Source organism: Herbaspirillum rhizosphaerae, assembly GCF_046025915.1.
GTDB classification, from domain to species: Bacteria; Pseudomonadota; Gammaproteobacteria; order Burkholderiales; family Burkholderiaceae_D; genus Herbaspirillum; species Herbaspirillum rhizosphaerae_A.
In genome coordinates this window covers 413,138-431,338 of record NZ_JAQQFR010000001.1, presented here as the reverse complement: position 1 = coordinate 431,338, position 18,201 = coordinate 413,138, and the positions used below count along the sequence as shown (strand labels likewise).

Genomic DNA, 18,201 nt, shown 5'->3' with positions numbered 1-18,201 from the left:
CATGCAGGATCAGCGCACAGGATTAACGTACCCCATGCGCCGCACTCAGGCAGGCCCAGATGCGATCCAGATCCGGTCGTGCGTCATCGATGCGGCGATAGACGCGGATATCCATTTCGTCGCTCCACAGGCCCGTTGCGAGGGCCTCATTGTCATTGGGTGCGACCGCCAGGGTCAGCTTGCCTTCGGCGACTTCGCGCGTGACGGCGCTGGCCGGCAGCCAGGCAACGCCGTGGCCTTCCAGCACCATACTCTTCAAACCCTCGGCCAGGTCGGATTCAAAGCGGCGGAACACATGCACCGGGCGCGGGCTGGCGCTGAGCTGCTTCTCGACGATGCGGCTCAGCGACGAATAGGAAGAATAGCTCAGGAAAGGCACCGGCTCCGCAGGCGTGCCCGGCAGCGCGTACTTGGGCACGCCCTTGCGCACGGCTTTGACGTAGGGACGCAGCGGCTCTTTGCCGAGCGACAGCATCGCATAGCGTTCGCTGTCCAGATCGATGCCCTGCTGCGGATGGTGATAGCAGATCAGCAGATCGCAGTTGCGCTCGACCAGTGCCATTACGGCATCGTGCACATTGGTGGCCTGCACGGTGGTCGCCATGGGGCCGGTGGTCTTCTCGATTTCGGACAGCAGCTTGGGATACAAGGTCAGCAGCAAAGTGTGCGGCATGGCGAACTTCACCGTCGCCTGCGCACCGGCCAGCTGACCGCGCAGGATCAGGCGCGCCTGGGTCGACTGATTGAGCATCTCGCGCGCGATCGGCACAAAGGACTCGCCCGCCGGCGTCAGCGCACACGGGTACGTGGAGCGGTCAAACAGCTCCGCGCCAAGCCAGGCCTCCAGCGAACGGACGCGGCGACCGAACGCCGGTTGCGTCACATTGCGCAGCTTCGCCGAGCGGCTGAAGTTGAGCGTCTCCACCACCGACAAAAAGTCCTCGACCCATTTGATTTCCATTGTTCCCGCTCTTTTCCCTGAAGTTTCGCTTGAAGTGGCTTGAATTGGTTTGAATTCGCCGCAATGCCGGCGCGTTGACTGTGCGATGAAGACGCTTGGCGACGTGGCTTTTCCGGCATATCACTATACAAATACAGCATGGGAAAGTCCCATGCCGTTTCGGCATTGCCTTGATGATAAGGTTTTGTGCGACAGGATTCGGCTTGCCGCAAGCCCAACACCAATCACGCCGCCAATGACTTCCCCATTACACTGTCGTCCTGACGAAAGTCAGGACCCAGCGTCGCACCAGCAACTGCCGCCACCACAAATGCACGCCAATCCCGCATTGGAAGCCCTCCGCCCTGAATTACAATCGCCTCTCGTCCCATCCGACAACCCCACAACCCGCAATCGAGAAAACCGCATGCAAGACCTCAACCAGCTCATCGACGCCACCGACCAGATCGGCGCGACCGCCATGGTCATCCGTGCGCTGATCGTGTTCTGCTTCACGCTGATCTTCCTGCGCATCGCCGGCCGCCGCTCATTCGGCCAGCGCAGCGCGTTTGACCTGTGCATCACGGTGCTGCTCGGCGCCATCCTCAGCCGCGCCATCGTCGGCGCCTCGCCGATGCTGCCGACACTTGCCGCCGGCGCCGTACTGGTCCTGCTGCACCGCCTGATCGGCGTGCTGGTCACGCGCTGGTCATGGCTCGACGACCTCATCAGCGGCACCGAACGCCTGCTCGTCAAAGACGGCCGCAAAGACCACCACCAGATGCGCGCCGGCCTGATCAGCGACCGCGACATCGACGTCGCCCTGCGCAAGAAGGAAGACGGCGCCACGCTGGAGCACGTAGCGCGCGCGGTGCTGGAGAGGAATGGGGAGATCACCATTACGTTGCATACCGCTCGCAACCTCGCCTCCGATGCTGATCACCGTGCCGATCCGCACAAAGCGACGTGAAGCCGGATAGCCATGCGAGCAAGCACATGCCCCTGCTGATTTACACGCTGCTTTACAATCCTGCAAACGACGAATGGCCCTTGCGCCCTGTGAACGCAACGCCGACAACCAACACAAAGACACCACCCCGATGACCAGCCCGACTATCCTCCAGGCGACCGACCTGAGCTTCAACTACCCCGAGCGCGAACTGTTCAACAAGCTCACGCTCGCCATCCCCGCCGGCGTCACCATCATCCGCGGCGGCGACGGACGCGGCAAAACCAGCCTGATCCGCCTGCTGGCCGGCGAACAGAAAGCACACAGCGGCCAACTGGCCATCAACGGCATTCGCCTGGACGAACAAGCCGGGCAATACAAGCAACAGGTCTACTACGTCGACCCGCGTACGGAAGCATTCGACCAGATGACGGTGCCGGAATATTTTGCGTCGGTGCGGGCGCGTTTTCCCGGCTTTGACGATGCGGCGCTGCCGGAATTATTGGAAGGCTTGTCGCTGACGCCGCATGTGGAGAAGAAGCTGTTCATGCTGTCGACCGGCAGCAAGCGCAAGGTCTATCTGGCGGGAGCGTTTGCTGCGGGAGCGGTGGTGAATTTGCTGGATGATCCGTTTGCCAGCCTGGACAAGGGATCGATTAATTTTGTGTGTGAAGTGCTCGCACAGTTTGCAGAGGGTGGCGAGCAAGCCTGGATCGCAAGCTTTTATGAGACGCCGCCGGAAATCCCGACAACCAGCATCATCGATCTGGGCGACTAAGGCTAAGACTAAAACAAGTCAGCGACGCCGATAACTTTTATCGCCGTTGTCCGTATAACAAAACTGCCCTCCGCGCGGGCCAGTGCAATAGCGATGGCTGCGACAACTGCAGCCATCCTCATCATCCTTCGCAAGCGGCATCAGCCGCTGCTGGTTGGACATAGAACAGACCTTCTTCGACCCGCTGACAGAACCGTCATTACAAATAAAGTCAGCACCGGCACAGTGAGAGACGCCACCCTTTTTCCCTGAACAAGGCGTGTTGGTAGCGACGGCAGATTGATGAACCGCGATAAAAGCCAGCGCGAGAAAAAGCCAAACGGTCTTCATCCCGCCCCCTCCCTTTTTTATTATTGATTGCGCGCCGACTTGAGCAATACAGTCTCACGCTAGCCGGGAATATTCGGCTCCACCAGATTGGCCAGTTGCGCCAGCGACTCCTGCCAACCGAGATAACACATCTCCACCGGAATGAGCTCCGGAATCCCCGACTGCGTAATGCGCACTTCCGTGCCGGTCAAGACCGGCTTCAACTTCACCGTCACCAGCAATTCGCCAGGCAGATTCGGATCATCAAACTTGTCCGTGTAACGAATCAGTTCGCCCGGTACCAGCTCCTTATATTCGCCGCCGAAAGAGTGGCCGTTGCCGCTGGTGAAGTTTGAAAACGACATGCGGAAGGTACCGCCGACTTTGGCCTCCAGATGCTCCACCGTGCAGGTGAAACCGTAGGGCGGAAGCCACTTGGCGAGGGCAGCTGCGTCGGTGAAGGCGCGGTAGATTTTGTCGGGGGTGGTGCGGAGGATGCGGTGTAACTCTACGGTTCCTGTTGGCATGGTGTGTCTCCTTTGAGTCCGGCTTCTCTTAAGGGAAGTTTTAATTGTTGTGAATGAGCAGAGATTGTAAAAATCGCAATCAACTTGGTGTGTCCGCTTTGGGAGCAGAGCTCATATTTTATGACAGTTAAGTTCCATGCCAAAGCGCATCAGATTAAATGGCAACTCCTACAAGATGCTGACAGACCCATCATTGCAAATAAAGTCAGCACCGGCGTAGTTAGAGACTACGCCTTTTTACATTGTTGATTGTGCGCCGACTGGAGACAGGAATATTCTGCTCCATTAGATTGGCTAGTTGCTCCGGTGACTCCTGCTAACCTAGATCACATATCTCAACCAGCGTCATTTTGGGTCTGCACCAAAGATGCGGCTCCAATTAACTAAAATTGGTACTCCAATACTGTTTAGTTGCCACATCTCGATTAACGTCGCTCACAAAAACATCGACAAAGGCATTGAATCTGACCCGTTGTTCGTCGTTTAGTAAACTATACGTGATCCGAACAAAATGCTGAATGTCTAAGAACTGGAAATGTTTTTCTCGGTAAGTTATAAATGGTTTCAGTATGCCGAGGCTTGTGATGTCACGAGGAAGATTACAAATAAATGTAACAGGGCGGTCTTCCCATGTTTGTCCGATTGTGGCGTCGACAATGTCGTCAAGCCTTTTTTTATCTATTTGCTTTACTGTTACTTCATATAGGGTACCGATAGTCCCGTCTGTTAGAACTTCCCAAATATCTGCGGGTTTTTTTGACGTGGTATTTGTCCCAAAAACACTTTCTTCATAGCCTTCGACAGTGGCCACTTTTAGGTCATGCTCTCTCAAAAGGTTGAGAAGATGCCCAACGATGAATTGTGGAACGCTTCCGCCCTCAGGACAATCCGTAGTAAATTTGGCAAATTTTTCCCCCATTTCCAATGGCGCTGTATTTGTGTTTTGTTGCATTGGAACATAGAGGCTCTTCACGTATTGTCCATAAAGGTACAATTCATGAAAGTAGAGCAGTAAGAGATTAGTATAGTGGGTAGGGTTATCTCGCGCCTTATCTAACAATTTGAGATAATTGACAACGGCCATAGCGGCTGATTCAGGGCGGCGTCTTCTTGCCCAGTCGTAGTCCAATTTCTGAATGTTTTTTGCCACATTTAATGGATCTGATTTCCCACAAGGAATCAGCGCGTCTTGCAATGCATAAAAGATCCCTTGCTCAAAGATTGCTCGAGGATTGCAGTCATAGAAATCGATCAGCGGTGAGTATGTTGGATCGAGTTCCATACCAACAATCGCGGTAAGCACTACCCCTCGAAATCCTTTGCTTTTTATTGGAATAAGATCTGTAAGAACCCTTTGTGCTTCTGACAGAGTTGCCATCACTTCAGCGGGGGGGCTAAAGTCTCGCCCTTTAATGAGCCATTCGCTGACAAATTTTTTAGCTTTAATATTTCTTTGATCAGGCGTCACGCGTTCCCTCTAAAATTTGGTTAATAATTTCACGAACCAAACTAGGGCGCTTGCAACGGATTGAGATGAAAGTCACAACATCCAAGAATTCGATAACATCGAGCCTGCGCTCGTTATTTTCGATCTTGGAAATATCTGGTTGTTTTAGTCCGAGAGCATGCGCCAGTTCAGTCTGGGAAATTCCGGCCTCATTACGTGCCTTCACAAGTAATCCAATGAGCCTTTGGTGGCGTACGTCATGAATAGAGCTGAGGCGGGTGAATTTCATGGGGGCAAGCGTGCTACAATTAACTAAGTATTCCAAAATCGAATAATTTAATGACTGAAAAATTTACGGCTGTTTCTCTATTCACCGGTGCCGGTGGCATGGATATTGGTTTTCAAAAGGCTGGGTTTAATATTGTTTGGGCCAACGAATTAATGCCTCATGCCGCAGCAACATACGATTTGAATCATCGTGAAGGGGTCATGCATCGCGGAGATATAAATGACGTATTCAATGAACTCCCCAAACCCGGAACGATTGACTGCGTCATAGGAGGTCCGCCATGCCAGGGATTTTCGGTTGCTGGCAAAATGGACTTAGATGATGAAAGAAGCAAATTGGTCTTTTCTTACATGGATGTTGTTGAATATCTTAAGCCATCCGTTTTCGTAATGGAAAATGTTAAGGCTCTTGCTTCATTGGCAAAATTCAGTGCTATTCGTGATGAACTAATGCGGCGAGCTCAAGTTGCTGGATATTGTGCAAGTCTCTATCTCTTAAATGCAAAAGACTTTGGAGTTCCCCAATCTCGTGAGCGCGTTTTCTTTGTCGGATTTAGAAAATCTATGGGGATCGTATTCAATGCGGCCTATTTTGAAAAATATAAAAAAGATCCGCTTTCAGTTCGTGAAATCCTCACACATTTTGGGCCTGCAGGAACCGAGAAAAATCCACTTACTTGCAAAGCAAAAATCACCCTGGCGGAAAATCCTGTTATGCGTAAATCACCTTACGCTGGGATGTTGTTTAACGGACTTGGCCGCCCGATAAATACAGACGGAGTTTCTTGTACCCTCCCAGCAAGTATGGGTGGAAATAAAACGCCGATTATCGACGAGGCACACGTATTTGAAGGGAAAGAAAATTGGGTGGAAAACTATCATTCGTCGCTTAGAAATGGCGGCCTTCCGCTTGGAATGAATGATGCACCCAGCAGTCTACGAAGAATTACCGTGAAAGAAGCTGCTGCTATTCAAACATTCCCTTTAGACTATAAATTCTCTGGCCCGATAAGCTCTCAGTACACTCAAATAGGCAATGCAGTGCCCAGTGATCTAGCTAAAGCAGTTGCGTTTTCGGTGTCCGACGCCTTAAGCGGAGTTGTTGTTCCAAAAGGTGAGAAACAAGGAGAAATTGAATTTTCCTGAATTTGGAAAGATGATGTCTCTCACTTATCAGCAATAGAGTTTGTACGAATATCAAATATAAAAATGCCCCGATTTGTATCGGGGCATTCTTTGCTAGCGAAGATTCAGAGTCGTCTAACAGCTATGAAAATGGAACTCGTGAGAGTCTCCAAATTCTCTAGACCTCATCATCAAACATCAATATTCCCAGCCTGCAGCGCATTCAACTCAATAAACGCACGGCGCGGTTCAACATCATCGCCCATCAGCGTCATGAAAATCTGATCCGCGGCGATCGCGTCTTCGATTTGCACTTTCAACAGACGGCGGACAGTTGGGTCCATGGTGGTTTCCCACAGCTGTTCCGGATTCATTTCACCCAGACCTTTATAGCGCTGCTTGCTGACGCCGCGTTCGGCTTCTTCGCGTAGCCATGCCATGGCCTGGTGGAAGTCGTTGATGGCGCTTTCCTTGATCTTGTCGCCGGTGCCGCGGCGGATCAGTGCGCCGCGTCCGATGAGACCGCGGAAGGTTGCGGCTGCATTGGCCAACACTTGATAGTCGGGGCCGTTGACGAAGTCAGTGTCGATGGCGGTGACTTTGATGTTGCCGTGGTACATGCGCTGGATGCGCAGGATGTGCTTGTCGGTCAGCTCGTCGGAGCGGACGATGACGTCGATGCCCGGGTCGTTGATCGCGGTCTTCAGCGCGATGGCCGATTGCTCGGCTTCAGCAGCGGTGTTCAGCTGCAGGGTGACGCCGGTCATGATGGCGGACAGCGCGGTGGCGTCGATCATGCGCGTCAAGCGCATGATGATGGCGTTGGCGGTGTTGTACTGACGGACCAGTTCGGTCAGCGGTGCGCCGCTGATGGGTGCTGCGCCTTCGCTTGGGACGAGCTCTGCATCGTTCAAGGCGATCTGCATCATGTAGTGCGCTTCTTCGACGTCATCTTTCAGGTAGCGCTCGTCCTTGCCGGCCTTGACCTTGTAGAGCGGCGGTTGGGCGATGTAGATGTGACCGCGCTCGACCAGTTGCGGCATCTGGCGATAGAACAGGGTGAGCAGCAGGGTGCGGATGTGGGCGCCGTCGACGTCCGCATCGGTCATGATGATGATGCGGTGGTAGCGCAGTTTGTCGGCGTTGAATTCGTCCGGGCCGATGCTGGTGCCGAGGGTGGCGATCAGGGTGGTGATCTGCTCGGAGGAGAGCATCTTTTCGAAGCGCGCCTTTTCGACGTTGAGGACCTTACCGCGCAGTGGCAGGATGGCCTGGAATTTACGGTCGCGGCCTTGTTTGGCCGAGCCGCCCGCGGAGTCACCCTCGACGATGTAGAGTTCGCACAGCGCCGGATCCTTCTCCTGGCAGTCGGCCAGTTTGGCGGAGAGACCGAGGCCGTCCATGACGCCTTTGCGGCGGGTCAGTTCGCGTGCCTTGCGTGCGGCTTCGCGGGCGCGCGCGGCTTCGACGATCTTGCCGCAGATGATCTTGGCGTCGTTCGGTTTTTCTTGCAGGAAGTCGGTGAGGGTCTTGGCGACGATTTCTTCAACCGGGCCGCGGACTTCGCTCGATACCAGCTTGTCTTTGGTCTGCGAGCTGAACTTTGGCTCGGGGACTTTGACGGACAAGACGCAGGTGAGGCCTTCGCGCATGTCGTCGCCGGAGACTTCGACCTTGGCTTTTTTGGCGAAGTCGTTTTCTTCGATGTACTTGTTGATGACGCGGGTCATCGCGGCGCGCAGGCCGGTGAGGTGAGTGCCGCCGTCACGTTGCGGAATGTTGTTGGTGAAGCAGAGCACTTGCTCGTTGTAGGCGTCGTTCCATTGCATGGAGACGTCGACGCTGATATTGGTGTTCTGGTCCGACATGCGTTCGCCGGTGGCCTGGAAAATGGTCGGGTTGAGAACGCTCTTGTTCTTGTTGATGTATTCAACGAAGCCGCGGGTGCCGCCTTCGAAGGCGAAGTCTTCTTCCTTGCCGGTGCGCTGGTCGGTCAGGCGGATGTGCACGCCGTTGTTGAGGAAGGACAGTTCGCGGATGCGCTTGGCCAGGATTTCGTAGTGGAATTCAACGTGGGTGAAGATTTCTTCGTCGGCCCAGAAGTGGACTTCGGTGCCGCGCTTGTCGGTGTCGCCGAGGACTTTGATCGGAGAGACCTGGACGCCGTCGATGGTTTCGATCTGGCGGTCTTGCGGGATACCGCGCACGAATTCCATGCCGTACATTTTGCCGTCGCGACGGATAGTCAGGCGCAGCAGTTTGGACAGGCCGTTGACGCAAGAGACGCCCACGCCGTGCAGGCCGCCGGAAACCTTGTAGGAATTCTGGTCGAACTTGCCGCCGGCGTGCAGCTCGGTCATGACGATCTCGGCGGCGGAGCGCTTGGGATCGTGCTTGTCGTCCATCTTGATGCCGGTCGGGATGCCGCGGCCGTTGTCGGTGATCGAGATCGAGTTGTCGGAGTGAATCGTGACGTGGATTTCGGTGCAATGGCCGGCGAGCGATTCGTCGATGGAGTTATCCAGAACTTCGAAGACGAGGTGGTGCAGACCAGTGCCGTCAGAGGTGTCGCCGATGTACATGCCGGGACGTTTGCGGACCGCTTCCAGACCTTCCAGAATCTGGATGGAGGAGGCTCCATATTGATTTTGTTGCGGTTGATCGGTGTTGTCTGCTGGGACTTGGGACATGGCTACCTTCTGAAAAAACTAACGGAACTGCCTGACTAAATACTAAGAAACTACAAGGAAACTGCAAGCGAACTGCTGAAATCGGGGATGAAACCGAATTCTTAAAAGTGGCGAAGGGCCGTCTTACGCACGGCCCCTCGTCTACTTTCTGCTAACTGAAATCAAATGCGCATCGGCATGACGACGTATTTGAAATCGGCATTGTCGGGAATGGTGATCAATGCGGAGGAGTTGGCGTCGCCCAGGGCGATGTTGACGAAGTCACCCTTGAGGTTGTTCAACACGTCGAGCAGGTAGGTGACGTTGAAACCGATGTCGACGCTGTCGCCGCCGTAGTCGATTTCGAGTTCTTCAACCGCTTCTTCCTGGTCGGCATTGGTGGAGCTGATCTTGAGGCTGCCTGGTGCAATCACCCAACGCACGCCCTTGAACTTGTCGCTGGTCATGATCGCGGCACGTTGCAGCGAGCGCAGCAGCTGTTCGCGGCCGATGGTGAAGTTGTTCTTGTAGCCCTTCGGCACTACGCGGGTGTAGTCGGGGAACTTGCCTTCGACCAGCTTGGAGATCAGTTCGATATCGGCGAAAGTCAGCTTGACCTGGTTGTTGGCGATTTCCAGTTGGACTGGTTCGTCGCTTTCGTCCAGCAGGCGCTGCAGTTCGATGATGGTCTTGCGCGGGATGATGACTTCCTGGCGCGGGAATTCTTGCTCGGTCGCGACCTGGCAGAAAGCCAGACGGTGACCGTCGGTGGCAACGGCGATGACGTTCTTGCCTTCGACGACCAGCAGCAGGCCGTTGAGGTAGTAACGGATGTCTTGCTGCGCCATCGAGAAGTGGACCATGTTGAACAGGTGCTTCAGGGTCTTTTGCGGCAGCGTGACTTGCGCGTTGTAGTGCTCGGCCTGGGCGACGGTCGGGAATTCTTCGGCGGCCAGCGTTTGCAGAGCAAAACGCGACTTGCCGGATTGCACCGTCAGGCGCTTGTTGGACAGGGTAACCGTCACTTCGCCCGAATCGGGCAGGGCGCGCAGAATGTCGAGCAGTTTGCGCGCGGCGACGGTGGTGGCGGTGGCTTCGCTACCGGAGCCGACTTCGGCGTGCGTGGTGATCTGCACTTCGATGTCGGTCGACAGGAAAGACACTTTTTCGCCGTCCTTGCGAATGAGGATATTGGCCAGAATCGGCAATGTGTGCCGACGCTCGACAATACCACTCACTATTTGCAGTGGCCGGAGAAGCGTATCTCGTTGGGTTTTGACCAATTGCATAGTCTCTATATCCTTGGTAATTAGTGGTTTAAAGGATGCTGAAAGCCGCTTTCAAATTCTGTCTGCAATCCGGTCTGGTCCTCCGTCTGCGCTCAGTTTTGCCGTCGTTTCCGCAAAGTTGCTGCAATTTGAAAAGGGCTTCGTTGCGATAGCGCGGGCTTGCTGCTGCCTCTGTGCTGCTGCGCTACATCGTGCTGCGCGACGAATCCATCCTCGCTTACGGTATGCCCACCCCATGACATGACGATGACGACTGACTAACCGCCCACTGACCGCGCCATGCTTTTTTAGCAACAAAAGAGTCGCCGGGACAAACCGGACCAACTCTCTCATTGTATCAAATCAACCCTTGTTGAAGGGGCAAATTGGGGTTCTCAAATCAACCTTTCAGGGTCTGCTCAAGCACGTGGAGTTCGTGGTTGCATTCCGGATTTTTGGTGCGGTCGGCGGCGATCTTGCGTACCGCGTGCAGCACGGTGGTGTGGTCGCGGCCGCCGAAGAGGTCACCGATTTCCGGCAGGCTTTTTTGCGTCAGTTCCTTGGCCAGGTACATGGCGATCTGGCGCGGGCGGGCGATATTGGCCGGGCGCTTCTTGGAATACATGTCGGCGACTTTGATGTTGAAGAAGTCGGCGACGGTTTTTTGGATGTTTTCAACGGAGATCTGACGGTTTTGGACGGATAAGAGGTCTTTTAACGCATCTTTGACGACGTCGATGGTGATGTCCTTACCGTGGAATCGGGAGTACGCGAGGATCTTGCGCAAGGCGCCTTCGAGCTCGCGAACGTTGGAGCGCAGGTGCTTGGCGACGAAGAAGGCGACATCGTCGGACAGCTGGACACCTTCCAGGGTGGCCTTTTTCATCAGAATGGCGACGCGCATTTCCAGCTCGGGCGGCTCGATGGCGACGGTGAGGCCGGAATCGAAGCGCGAAATCAAGCGATCATCCATGCCGCTGATTTCCTTGGGATAGGTGTCGCTGGTGATGATGATCTGCTTTTTGGCGGCGATCAGGGCTTCAAAGGCGTAGAAGAACTCTTCCTGGGTGCGGCTTTTGCCGCCGAAGAATTGAATATCGTCGATCAGCAGCAGGTCGAGCGAGTGGTAATAGCGCTTGAAGTCATCGAAACCCTTGCGCTGATAGGCCGTGACCACGTCGCGTACGTATTGCTCGGCGTGGATGTAGCGGATCTTGGCGTTGGGGTTGTCGGCCAGCACCTGATTGCCGATGGCGTGGATGACGTGGGTCTTGCCCAGGCCGACGCCGCCATACAGGAACAGCGGGTTGTAGGACACGCCCGGGTTGTTGGCGACCTGCGTCGCAGCGGCGCGCGCGAGCTGGTTGGCTTTACCGGTGACGAGGTTGTCGAAGGTCAGCACCGAGTTAATGCGAGACAACTCCTGACGTGGAGTGACCGGCGGGGGTACCGGCTCGGCGAAAGATTGCTGGATACCGGTCGGATAGCCGTCAAGCATGGTGCCGTGGCTGTTGCCGCCATTGCTGTGCATGCCGGCGGCGCCCGCAGGCATCGGCGCTGCAGCTGCAGCGCGACGGGCTGCGCCGATACGCGGATCGAGGACGAACTCGACGTCGATCTGCATTTCCCAGTACTCGGAGGCAATAGTCGTGATGCGGCTGGCGAACTGGGTCTTGACCCAGTCGAGCTTGAAACGGTTGGGCGCGGCAATACGCAGGCGGCCATCTTCGTAATCAAGCGGAGCCAGCGGCTTGATCCAGGCGCTATATTGCTGCGGCGTCAGTTCCTGCTCCAGCTTTGCGGAGCAAGCCTGCCAAAAATTTTCCATGAATCTTCTTATCTAAATATGAGGGGCAAAGAGGCGTTGCAAATACGATATGCAATTGCGCAAAAAAAGCGTGCCGAGCTGACTTGGGGGAAGCCTGATGTCAACACTGCGCATCGCGCTATTTTACTCTGATGGGGAAAAGTTATCCACAGGCAGAGACTGCTTTTGACAGAGTAAAAATGTATATCGATCGCCGGCCAAAGCATTGACGGAAATATCGAAAACCGGTGATTGCGGGGCAAAAACGGGCTGCGGAGGGCGGTAGAAGGTGATAAACCTGCTGCCAGAGCCGTCAATACGGGGTTGTCGCGGCGCTGTGCTGCTTAGTTATTAATCAATCAAGCGGATGTGAATAACTCCTGGTAATGACTGTTACCAAGGACTTATTCACATTTATTCAGGCTTGATCCTGCTTATTCGACAACGGCGCCGTCGACAAAGACTTTGAGTTCGCCTTGCTGGAACTGGGTCCAGGTTTCGTTGGTGGTCAAAGGTTGCGTGACGATGACGGCGACGCGGTCTTTGGAGGTGGTGACTTCGGAGAAATCCACAGAAATATCCTGGTCAGACAAATGCGCCGAAGCAAACGGGTGCTGGCGGATGATGTAGTACAGATTGGTGGAGCAGTGCGAAAACAGGGCTGACCCATCCGACAACAGCATGTTAAATGGGCCATGTCCGGCGATATAGTGCGTAAGTTCGCGCAACTCTTGCGTCAGATCGGCCAAGGGCGGCAGGTTTTCGCCGAAGCGGTTGCGCAACTGCTGCAACAGGTAGCAAAACGCCAGTTCGCTGTCGGTGGTGCCGACGGGACGATAGGGGCCATTTAAGGTCGGGGTGAAATTCTTGAGGTCACCGTTGTGAGCGAACACCCAATAACGTCCCCACAGTTCACGCACAAAAGGATGGCAATTGGCCAGCGAGACGCGGCCTTGCGTGGCTTTGCGGATGTGGGCGATGACATGCTGGGATTTGATCGGGCAACTCTTGATCAACTCGGCGACCGGCGAGGTGATGGCGGATTGGTAGTCGACGAAGTGGCGCACGCCGGAGCCTTCAAAGAAGGCGATGCCCCAGCCGTCGCTGTGGTGATCCGTCAATCCGCCGCGATTTGCAAAACCGGTGAAACTGAAAACGATGTCGGTGGGGGTGTTGCAATTCATCCCGAGTAACTGGCACATGATGTCGGCGAAGCGGTGAGGCTGGAGTGAGTGTTGATGGAATACAGATAAAAGCGGACAAATTCGGACAAAACCTGCCTGCAGCGATCAATGAAACGATCAATGAATACGGGCAAGCCCTTACGTTATCACGCAGGCTCAGGTGGAGAAAGTGGAGAAAGCCGGAATCAAGGCAATTTCCTTTAAATACGGTAAAAATCGTCCGCAAATAAAAAAAAGCCCCACGAATTGGGACTCGTGGGGCTTAATCCTTCCTAAAGAGGGAGGAGGAGACGCGGTACGTGTTACTTAATCTTTACTATCAATCTTTACTCTGCTGCTCAGCTTATTCTTGTGCTGCTTGCAGCTTCTGGAGTTTTCTTATCTGTCGCTGGCGGCCAGGTTGCGCAGTTCTGCGGCAAAACTCGGCTGGGAGCGGCTGTAATCGTTGGCCATGCGGTTGAGCATCTTGACGCCATTGAAACGGTGCTGACGCACACGTTGTTCCAGCGACTTACGCGGCACGACCATGACGATGGCGGCGCGAACGATGCCCATAACCAGCGGCTTGAAAACCATCAGGAGGGTTACCAGCACGCCCAGGCCGAGCAACGGACGCATGAAAGCGACGGTTGTACCGATCAGCGATTGCGCAACCGGAACGGCGGCTTCAACTGGAAAGGCGATGGCTAAGACGGACATGATATTGATTTCCCTGATATCGAATGATTTTGTTCTCTTGTTGCATTGCAGTATATGCATCCTCGGCTCACATTGCCAATTTCATGTTTCCATATCAGATATAGAGATTGTGAATAGCGCCGTCCTGCATTATTCTCAAGATATGTAGTCACGCGTCTCGAAAGAATGCGAAGAAAACGCGGGCAAAAAAATCCCCGCAAAGCCGAAGCTTGCGGGGAAATCCTTCCTAAAGAGGGAGGAGGAGACGCCGTACAGTTTCTTGTGTTGCGCAATCCATACCGCCTCAAGACGTCGGTACAGGCATCAAAACACAAGACTGAATGGGGTGTTGCTCTACAGAAGCGGTGGAAAGCGTCGTTATAGCCAGATTGCCGGCGCGTTCCGAACTACATCACCGCACTGTAGTATTGCAAAATACTTAACAGCGACTGACTGGAATTAACCGCGGGAAGCGATGAAACGCAGTTCAGCAGCCAGGTTAGGCTGAGTCGATTCAAACTTGTTGGCCAGGCGATTCATTTGCGCTGCGCCGTCAACGATGTGTTGGTCAGCAGTCAGCAAAGCAGCTTGCGATTCGTGCGCCTGGACGAAGCGAACGAAGATGTTGCGCAGTGCAGTACCGATCTTGCCGGCAGCAGTGCCAGTGTTCTTTGCAGAGTAGTTAGCGGTCAATGTGGTCATGATGGACTCCTTGCGAAATGTGTTATGTTGCATTGCAGTGTAATGATCCATGACTCGCTTTGCCAATTTCGGTTTTGGATATCAGTTATCGGTTTTGTGAATATTGTTATTTTGATGTGCCCGTCTTTCCTTTTTCCATTGTTTATTTCGTCCATGTCCTTTACGTCCTTATTTACGTCCACATTAAGGTGCGGCTGATATGAGCTTTTTGACTCTAGACCTGAATCTGTTGCGCGTTTTTGACGCCGTAATGACAGAACAAAACCTCACGCGCGCCGCCAATTTGCTGGCGATGACGCAGCCGGCGGTGTCCAACGCTTTGCGCCGCCTGCGCGACACTCTGAATGACGAGCTGGTGATCCGCACCGCTCACGGCGTCAAACCTACGCCGCGCGCCGAAGAGCTGTGGCCGACCGTGCGCCGGGCCTTGTCGGAACTGGAAGCGGTGATCACGCCGGAAACCTTTGACGTATCGCGCGCGCAGAATACGTTCCGCATGGCGATGGTGGATGCGACTGCCGCGCTATGGCTGCCGTCGCTGGTGCGCACCATCATGCGCGACGCACCGCGCATCAAGATCCGCATGATGCCGCTGACCACCCGCGATCCTCGGGCGATGCTGTTGCGCGGTGATGTCGATCTGGCGGTGGGATTTTTCCCGGGGGTGACGGCGCAGCTGGCCGACGGCCTGAAAACCCAGATCAGCCATGAGCGTCTGTACACCGGTCAATATGTTTGCGTGATGCACAAGAACCATCCGCTGGCCGACAAGGAATTGACCCTCGATAATTATTGCTCGGCGGATCATTTACTGGTCAGCCTGTCAGGCAAGCCTCACGCGGTGATCGACGATGTCCTCGCCGGCATGGGACGTGAACGCAAGATTTTGCTGACGGTGAACCAGTTCTTTACGGCCGGTCGCATCGTCGCCAGTTCCGAACTCATCACCGTGCTGCCGCGCCATCTGATTGCGGCAACCGGCATGACGGAAGTGCTTGTAGTGAAAGAGCTTCCGTTCAAAACACCCGAAGAACATGTGGACATGCTGTGGCATGAACGTGATGCCCGCAGCCCGTCGCATAAGTGGTTGCGCGCACATTTAAGTGCAACAACTCATGATGAATTCGGTCGTATCAATATGAAGCGCTGACGATATCTTGATTTCCCTTGATGCGGCTGGCGCTGATCACACTCTTTAGGATGATTTATGCCACGAACATCAAGAATAATTGCAAAGACAGTCGGGCTTAGTCTCGCAGGTTTACTGACACTCATCATTTTGCTGATCGTCCTGATCATCAACTTTGACTGGAACCGCGCACGTCCCTGGATCAACCAGCGCGTCAGCGATGCAACAGGTCGCCACTTCGCCATTCAGGGCGATCTGATCGTCAAATGGCAAAAACCGGAATCACAGCAAACCAGTTGGGCCAGATGGGTTCCGTGGCCACATGTGAGTGCGGCCGACATCGTGCTCGGCAATCCGGACTGGGCGCCGGCCAACTCCAATATGGTCGCGATCAGACAACTGAACGTGACACTTAATCCATGGCCGCTGCTGCAACACAAAATCGTCTTGCCTTCGCTCGACGCAGACACGCCGCAAATTGCTCTGTTGCGCAACAAGGATGCGGTCAATAACTGGACCTTCAAATCGGATGGGCCGTCGACCTGGGAATTTCGCCCTGAAAAAATCGTGATTCGAAAAGGCAGCGTGCAGCTTGACGATGCCATCCAGAAGATCAACGCGAAGGCAGATATCGACACGCTGGATCCCGGCAAGGAAAAAATCTACGGCATTGGTTGGACGGTCAAAGGCAGTTTCAATAAAGCAGACATCCGCGGTGAAGGTAAGGCCGGCGGCGTGTTGTCGCTGCAAGATGAAAGCAAACCGTATCCTCTGGAAGCCGATGTGCGCATCGGCAAAACCCGCATCGCCGTCAAAGGCACACTGACCAAACCGCAAGAACTTGCAGCCCTCGATTTGCAGTTGAATCTGTCGGGCGACAGCATGGCGCATCTGTTTCCGCTGACGGGCGTGCTGTTGCCGGAGACGCCGCCATTTTCTACTTCCGGTCATTTGATCGGCAAACTGGATCCGAAGCAAAGTGACTGGATCTACGAAAAATTCAACGGCAAGGTCGGCTCCAGCGATATCGGCGGAACACTGGAATACCAATCGAAACAACCACGGCCGCTGCTTAAGGGCGAGATCGTTTCCAATCTCTTGCAGTTTGAAGATCTGGCGCCATTGATCGGCGCCGACTCCAATACCAAGAAGGCCGAACGCGGCGCGGAAGAACGCCAGCCGTCGAACAAGGTATTGCCGGTCAAGGAATTCAATACCGACGCCTGGGATGCACTGGATGCCGACGTCAAACTCACGGCACACAAAGTGGTGAAGGAAAAAGATCTGCCGATCACCGACATCCGCGCCGACCTGCACCTGAATAACAAGGTGCTGCAGCTGACGCCATTGAACTTTGGTATCGCGGGCGGCAATCTGACATCCAACATCAAACTTGACGGCAGTGCGCCGAAGATGAAGTCGGAGCTCAAGCTGTCGGCAAGACGCATCAAGATTCAGCAGCTGTTCCCCAATCTGGATGCGGCACAAACCAGCTTCGGTGAAATCAACGGCGATGCGGCATTGAGCGCAACCGGTAATTCCGTCGCGACCATGCTGGCTTCATCCAATGGTGAGTTGAAGACATTGATCAACCACGGCGCCATCAGCAAATTGTTGCTGGAAGAGATGGGTCTCAATATTGGTAACGTGGTGGTATCCAAACTATTCGGCGACAAGCAGGTGAAGCTCAATTGCCTGGCCAGCGATTTCGCTGTCACCAATGGCTTGATGCAGGCACGCACCTTTACGCTGGATACCGAGGACGCAATCATTAACATCACCGGCGACGTCAATCTGGCTCAGGAGCAACTTAATCTGACCATCAATCCGCGCAGCAAGGGCTTGCGGATCATTTCGCTGCGCTCGCCGTTGTTTGTGACCGGCCCGTTCAAGGATCCGAATATCGGCGTGGATAAAGGTGTGTTGGCGCTGAAGGCCGGTGGAGCAATCTTGCTGGGTGTGGTTGCACCGGTTGCGGCCATTCTTCCCTTGATCAACATCAGTGGAGAACAACAAACCGATTGCGCCAATCTGCTGCAGGAAGTCCAGAAAAAACCTACTGCGCCGCCACCTGGACAAACTTACAAAGGCAAGCCGGTAAAGGCCGCCAAGTGATTCCAGGGCTTTGTTGACGATCAATTTTTTAAATCCGGTTCGACAAAACCTTCTGTGGATAACATTGTGAATAAGTCTTGCGCGGTTTGGGGATAGTGCAAGACTTTTTTACAGCGCCAAAATCTATCCAACAACTGTTCTTTAGTCATACACGTGTTGCCAAGCGTTTATCATTTTCGTAAACGCTTGATTCGATTTCGGTTTACCGGGTTATCCACAGAAAAGGGTCCCTGTTAACTACTACTACTATTTATATATATAAACATCTATATAAAAACCAGAAAAC

16 protein-coding genes and 1 pseudogene are annotated in these 18,201 nt (G+C 54.2%); 5 read left to right on the top strand and 12 right to left on the bottom strand.

Annotation, left to right across the window (positions count from 1 at the left end; genetic code table 11):
- Window positions 1-22: 22 nt before the first annotated feature.
- Window positions 23-961 (bottom strand): LysR family transcriptional regulator, encoded by a 939-nt coding sequence (locus PQR63_RS01980; RefSeq protein WP_408165166.1) that lies wholly within the window; start codon window positions 959-961, stop codon window positions 23-25.
- A 235-nt stretch (window positions 962-1,196) separates the two neighbouring features.
- On the opposite strand from PQR63_RS01980, the gene PQR63_RS01975 reads away from it, so the two are divergent.
- Both PQR63_RS01975 and PQR63_RS01970 read left to right on the top strand, forming a co-directional pair.
- Window positions 1,197-1,910 (top strand): DUF421 domain-containing protein, encoded by a 714-nt coding sequence (locus tag PQR63_RS01975; protein ID WP_408165164.1) that lies wholly within the window; start codon window positions 1,197-1,199, stop codon window positions 1,908-1,910.
- A gap of 130 nt (window positions 1,911-2,040) precedes the next feature.
- Window positions 2,041-2,667, top strand: coding sequence for an ABC transporter ATP-binding protein (locus tag PQR63_RS01970; protein ID WP_408165370.1), 627 nt, complete (start codon window positions 2,041-2,043; stop codon window positions 2,665-2,667).
- A gap of 18 nt (window positions 2,668-2,685) precedes the next feature.
- On the opposite strand, the gene PQR63_RS01965 is transcribed toward PQR63_RS01970, so the two are convergent.
- The 5 genes and pseudogenes from PQR63_RS01965 to PQR63_RS01950 form a co-directional block, all read right to left on the bottom strand.
- The gene (locus PQR63_RS01965) at window positions 2,686-2,997 is read right to left on the bottom strand and encodes a YdcA family protein (RefSeq protein WP_408165162.1); all 312 of its coding nucleotides are present in this window, start codon (window positions 2,995-2,997) and stop codon (window positions 2,686-2,688) included.
- A 59-nt stretch (window positions 2,998-3,056) separates the two neighbouring features.
- Entirely contained in the window at window positions 3,057-3,503 is a 447-nt protein-coding gene (locus tag PQR63_RS01960) for an SRPBCC family protein (protein WP_408165161.1), read from the bottom strand.
- 168 nt (window positions 3,504-3,671) lie between these two features.
- Window positions 3,672-3,737: pseudogene (locus tag PQR63_RS23625) on the bottom strand (hypothetical protein); the annotation flags it as partial.
- Between the two features lie 145 nt (window positions 3,738-3,882).
- A complete protein-coding gene (locus PQR63_RS01955; RefSeq protein ID WP_408165160.1) occupies window positions 3,883-4,971 on the bottom strand; it encodes a hypothetical protein in 1,089 nt (362 codons plus the stop codon).
- Complete coding sequence (locus tag PQR63_RS01950; RefSeq protein WP_408165158.1) at window positions 4,961-5,239, bottom strand: helix-turn-helix domain-containing protein; 279 nt, start codon at window positions 5,237-5,239, stop codon at window positions 4,961-4,963. The genes PQR63_RS01955 and PQR63_RS01950 overlap by 11 nt, the downstream gene beginning before the upstream one ends.
- Before the next feature lie 50 nt (window positions 5,240-5,289).
- Between PQR63_RS01950 and PQR63_RS01945 the strand changes: the two genes are divergently transcribed.
- Window positions 5,290-6,384: a DNA cytosine methyltransferase gene (locus PQR63_RS01945; protein WP_408165156.1), complete on the top strand. Its 1,095-nt coding sequence runs from the start codon at window positions 5,290-5,292 to the stop codon at window positions 6,382-6,384.
- A gap of 170 nt (window positions 6,385-6,554) precedes the next feature.
- Here PQR63_RS01945 and gyrB read toward each other — a convergent pair whose 3' ends face one another.
- The 6 genes from gyrB to PQR63_RS01915 all read right to left on the bottom strand — a co-directional run bounded on the left by gyrB (window position 6,555) and on the right by PQR63_RS01915 (window position 14,671).
- On the bottom strand, window positions 6,555-9,053 hold the full coding sequence (gyrB, locus tag PQR63_RS01940; RefSeq protein WP_408165154.1) for a DNA topoisomerase (ATP-hydrolyzing) subunit B: 2,499 nt from the start codon (window positions 9,051-9,053) through the stop codon (window positions 6,555-6,557).
- Window positions 9,054-9,214: 161 nt separating this feature from the next.
- The gene (dnaN, locus tag PQR63_RS01935; RefSeq protein ID WP_408165152.1) at window positions 9,215-10,321 is read right to left on the bottom strand and encodes a DNA polymerase III subunit beta; all 1,107 of its coding nucleotides are present in this window, start codon (window positions 10,319-10,321) and stop codon (window positions 9,215-9,217) included.
- Between the two features lie 379 nt (window positions 10,322-10,700).
- Complete coding sequence (dnaA, locus tag PQR63_RS01930) at window positions 10,701-12,128, bottom strand: chromosomal replication initiator protein DnaA (protein ID WP_408165151.1); 1,428 nt, start codon at window positions 12,126-12,128, stop codon at window positions 10,701-10,703.
- A 413-nt stretch (window positions 12,129-12,541) separates the two neighbouring features.
- The gene (locus PQR63_RS01925; RefSeq protein WP_408165149.1) at window positions 12,542-13,309 is read right to left on the bottom strand and encodes a class II glutamine amidotransferase; all 768 of its coding nucleotides are present in this window, start codon (window positions 13,307-13,309) and stop codon (window positions 12,542-12,544) included.
- Window positions 13,310-13,669: 360 nt separating this feature from the next.
- A complete protein-coding gene (locus tag PQR63_RS01920) occupies window positions 13,670-13,990 on the bottom strand; it encodes a hypothetical protein (RefSeq protein ID WP_408165147.1) in 321 nt (106 codons plus the stop codon).
- Window positions 13,991-14,428: 438 nt separating this feature from the next.
- On the bottom strand, window positions 14,429-14,671 hold the full coding sequence (locus PQR63_RS01915; protein ID WP_198361751.1) for a hypothetical protein: 243 nt from the start codon (window positions 14,669-14,671) through the stop codon (window positions 14,429-14,431).
- A gap of 199 nt (window positions 14,672-14,870) precedes the next feature.
- On the opposite strand from PQR63_RS01915, the gene PQR63_RS01910 reads away from it, so the two are divergent.
- Complete coding sequence (locus tag PQR63_RS01910; RefSeq protein WP_094565996.1) at window positions 14,871-15,821, top strand: LysR family transcriptional regulator; 951 nt, start codon at window positions 14,871-14,873, stop codon at window positions 15,819-15,821.
- A gap of 57 nt (window positions 15,822-15,878) precedes the next feature.
- Window positions 15,879-17,915: an AsmA family protein gene (locus PQR63_RS01905; protein WP_408165145.1), complete on the top strand. Its 2,037-nt coding sequence runs from the start codon at window positions 15,879-15,881 to the stop codon at window positions 17,913-17,915.
- The last annotated feature ends 286 nt before the right edge of the window (window positions 17,916-18,201 follow it).

Bases quoted from the DNA above. Each gene is read 5' to 3' on its own strand.
- PQR63_RS01980 (WP_408165166.1), bottom strand. From the start codon at position 961: ATGGAAATCAAATGGGTCGAGGACTTTTTGTCGGTGGTGGAGACGCTC.
- PQR63_RS01975 (WP_408165164.1), top strand. From the start codon at position 1,197: ATGACTTCCCCATTACACTGTCGTCCTGACGAAAGTCAGGACCCAGCG.
- PQR63_RS01970 (WP_408165370.1), top strand. From the start codon at position 2,041: ATGACCAGCCCGACTATCCTCCAGGCGACCGACCTGAGCTTCAACTAC.
- PQR63_RS01965 (WP_408165162.1), bottom strand. From the start codon at position 2,997: ATGAAGACCGTTTGGCTTTTTCTCGCGCTGGCTTTTATCGCGGTTCAT.
- PQR63_RS01960 (WP_408165161.1), bottom strand. From the start codon at position 3,503: ATGCCAACAGGAACCGTAGAGTTACACCGCATCCTCCGCACCACCCCC.
- PQR63_RS01950 (WP_408165158.1), bottom strand. From the start codon at position 5,239: ATGAAATTCACCCGCCTCAGCTCTATTCATGACGTACGCCACCAAAGG.
- PQR63_RS01945 (WP_408165156.1), top strand. From the start codon at position 5,290: ATGACTGAAAAATTTACGGCTGTTTCTCTATTCACCGGTGCCGGTGGC.
- gyrB (WP_408165154.1), bottom strand. From the start codon at position 9,053: ATGTCCCAAGTCCCAGCAGACAACACCGATCAACCGCAACAAAATCAA.
- dnaN (WP_408165152.1), bottom strand. From the start codon at position 10,321: ATGCAATTGGTCAAAACCCAACGAGATACGCTTCTCCGGCCACTGCAA.
- dnaA (WP_408165151.1), bottom strand. From the start codon at position 12,128: ATGGAAAATTTTTGGCAGGCTTGCTCCGCAAAGCTGGAGCAGGAACTG.
- PQR63_RS01925 (WP_408165149.1), bottom strand. From the start codon at position 13,309: ATGTGCCAGTTACTCGGGATGAATTGCAACACCCCCACCGACATCGTT.
- PQR63_RS01920 (WP_408165147.1), bottom strand. From the start codon at position 13,990: ATGTCCGTCTTAGCCATCGCCTTTCCAGTTGAAGCCGCCGTTCCGGTT.
- PQR63_RS01915 (WP_198361751.1), bottom strand. From the start codon at position 14,671: ATGACCACATTGACCGCTAACTACTCTGCAAAGAACACTGGCACTGCT.
- PQR63_RS01910 (WP_094565996.1), top strand. From the start codon at position 14,871: ATGAGCTTTTTGACTCTAGACCTGAATCTGTTGCGCGTTTTTGACGCC.
- PQR63_RS01905 (WP_408165145.1), top strand. From the start codon at position 15,879: ATGCCACGAACATCAAGAATAATTGCAAAGACAGTCGGGCTTAGTCTC.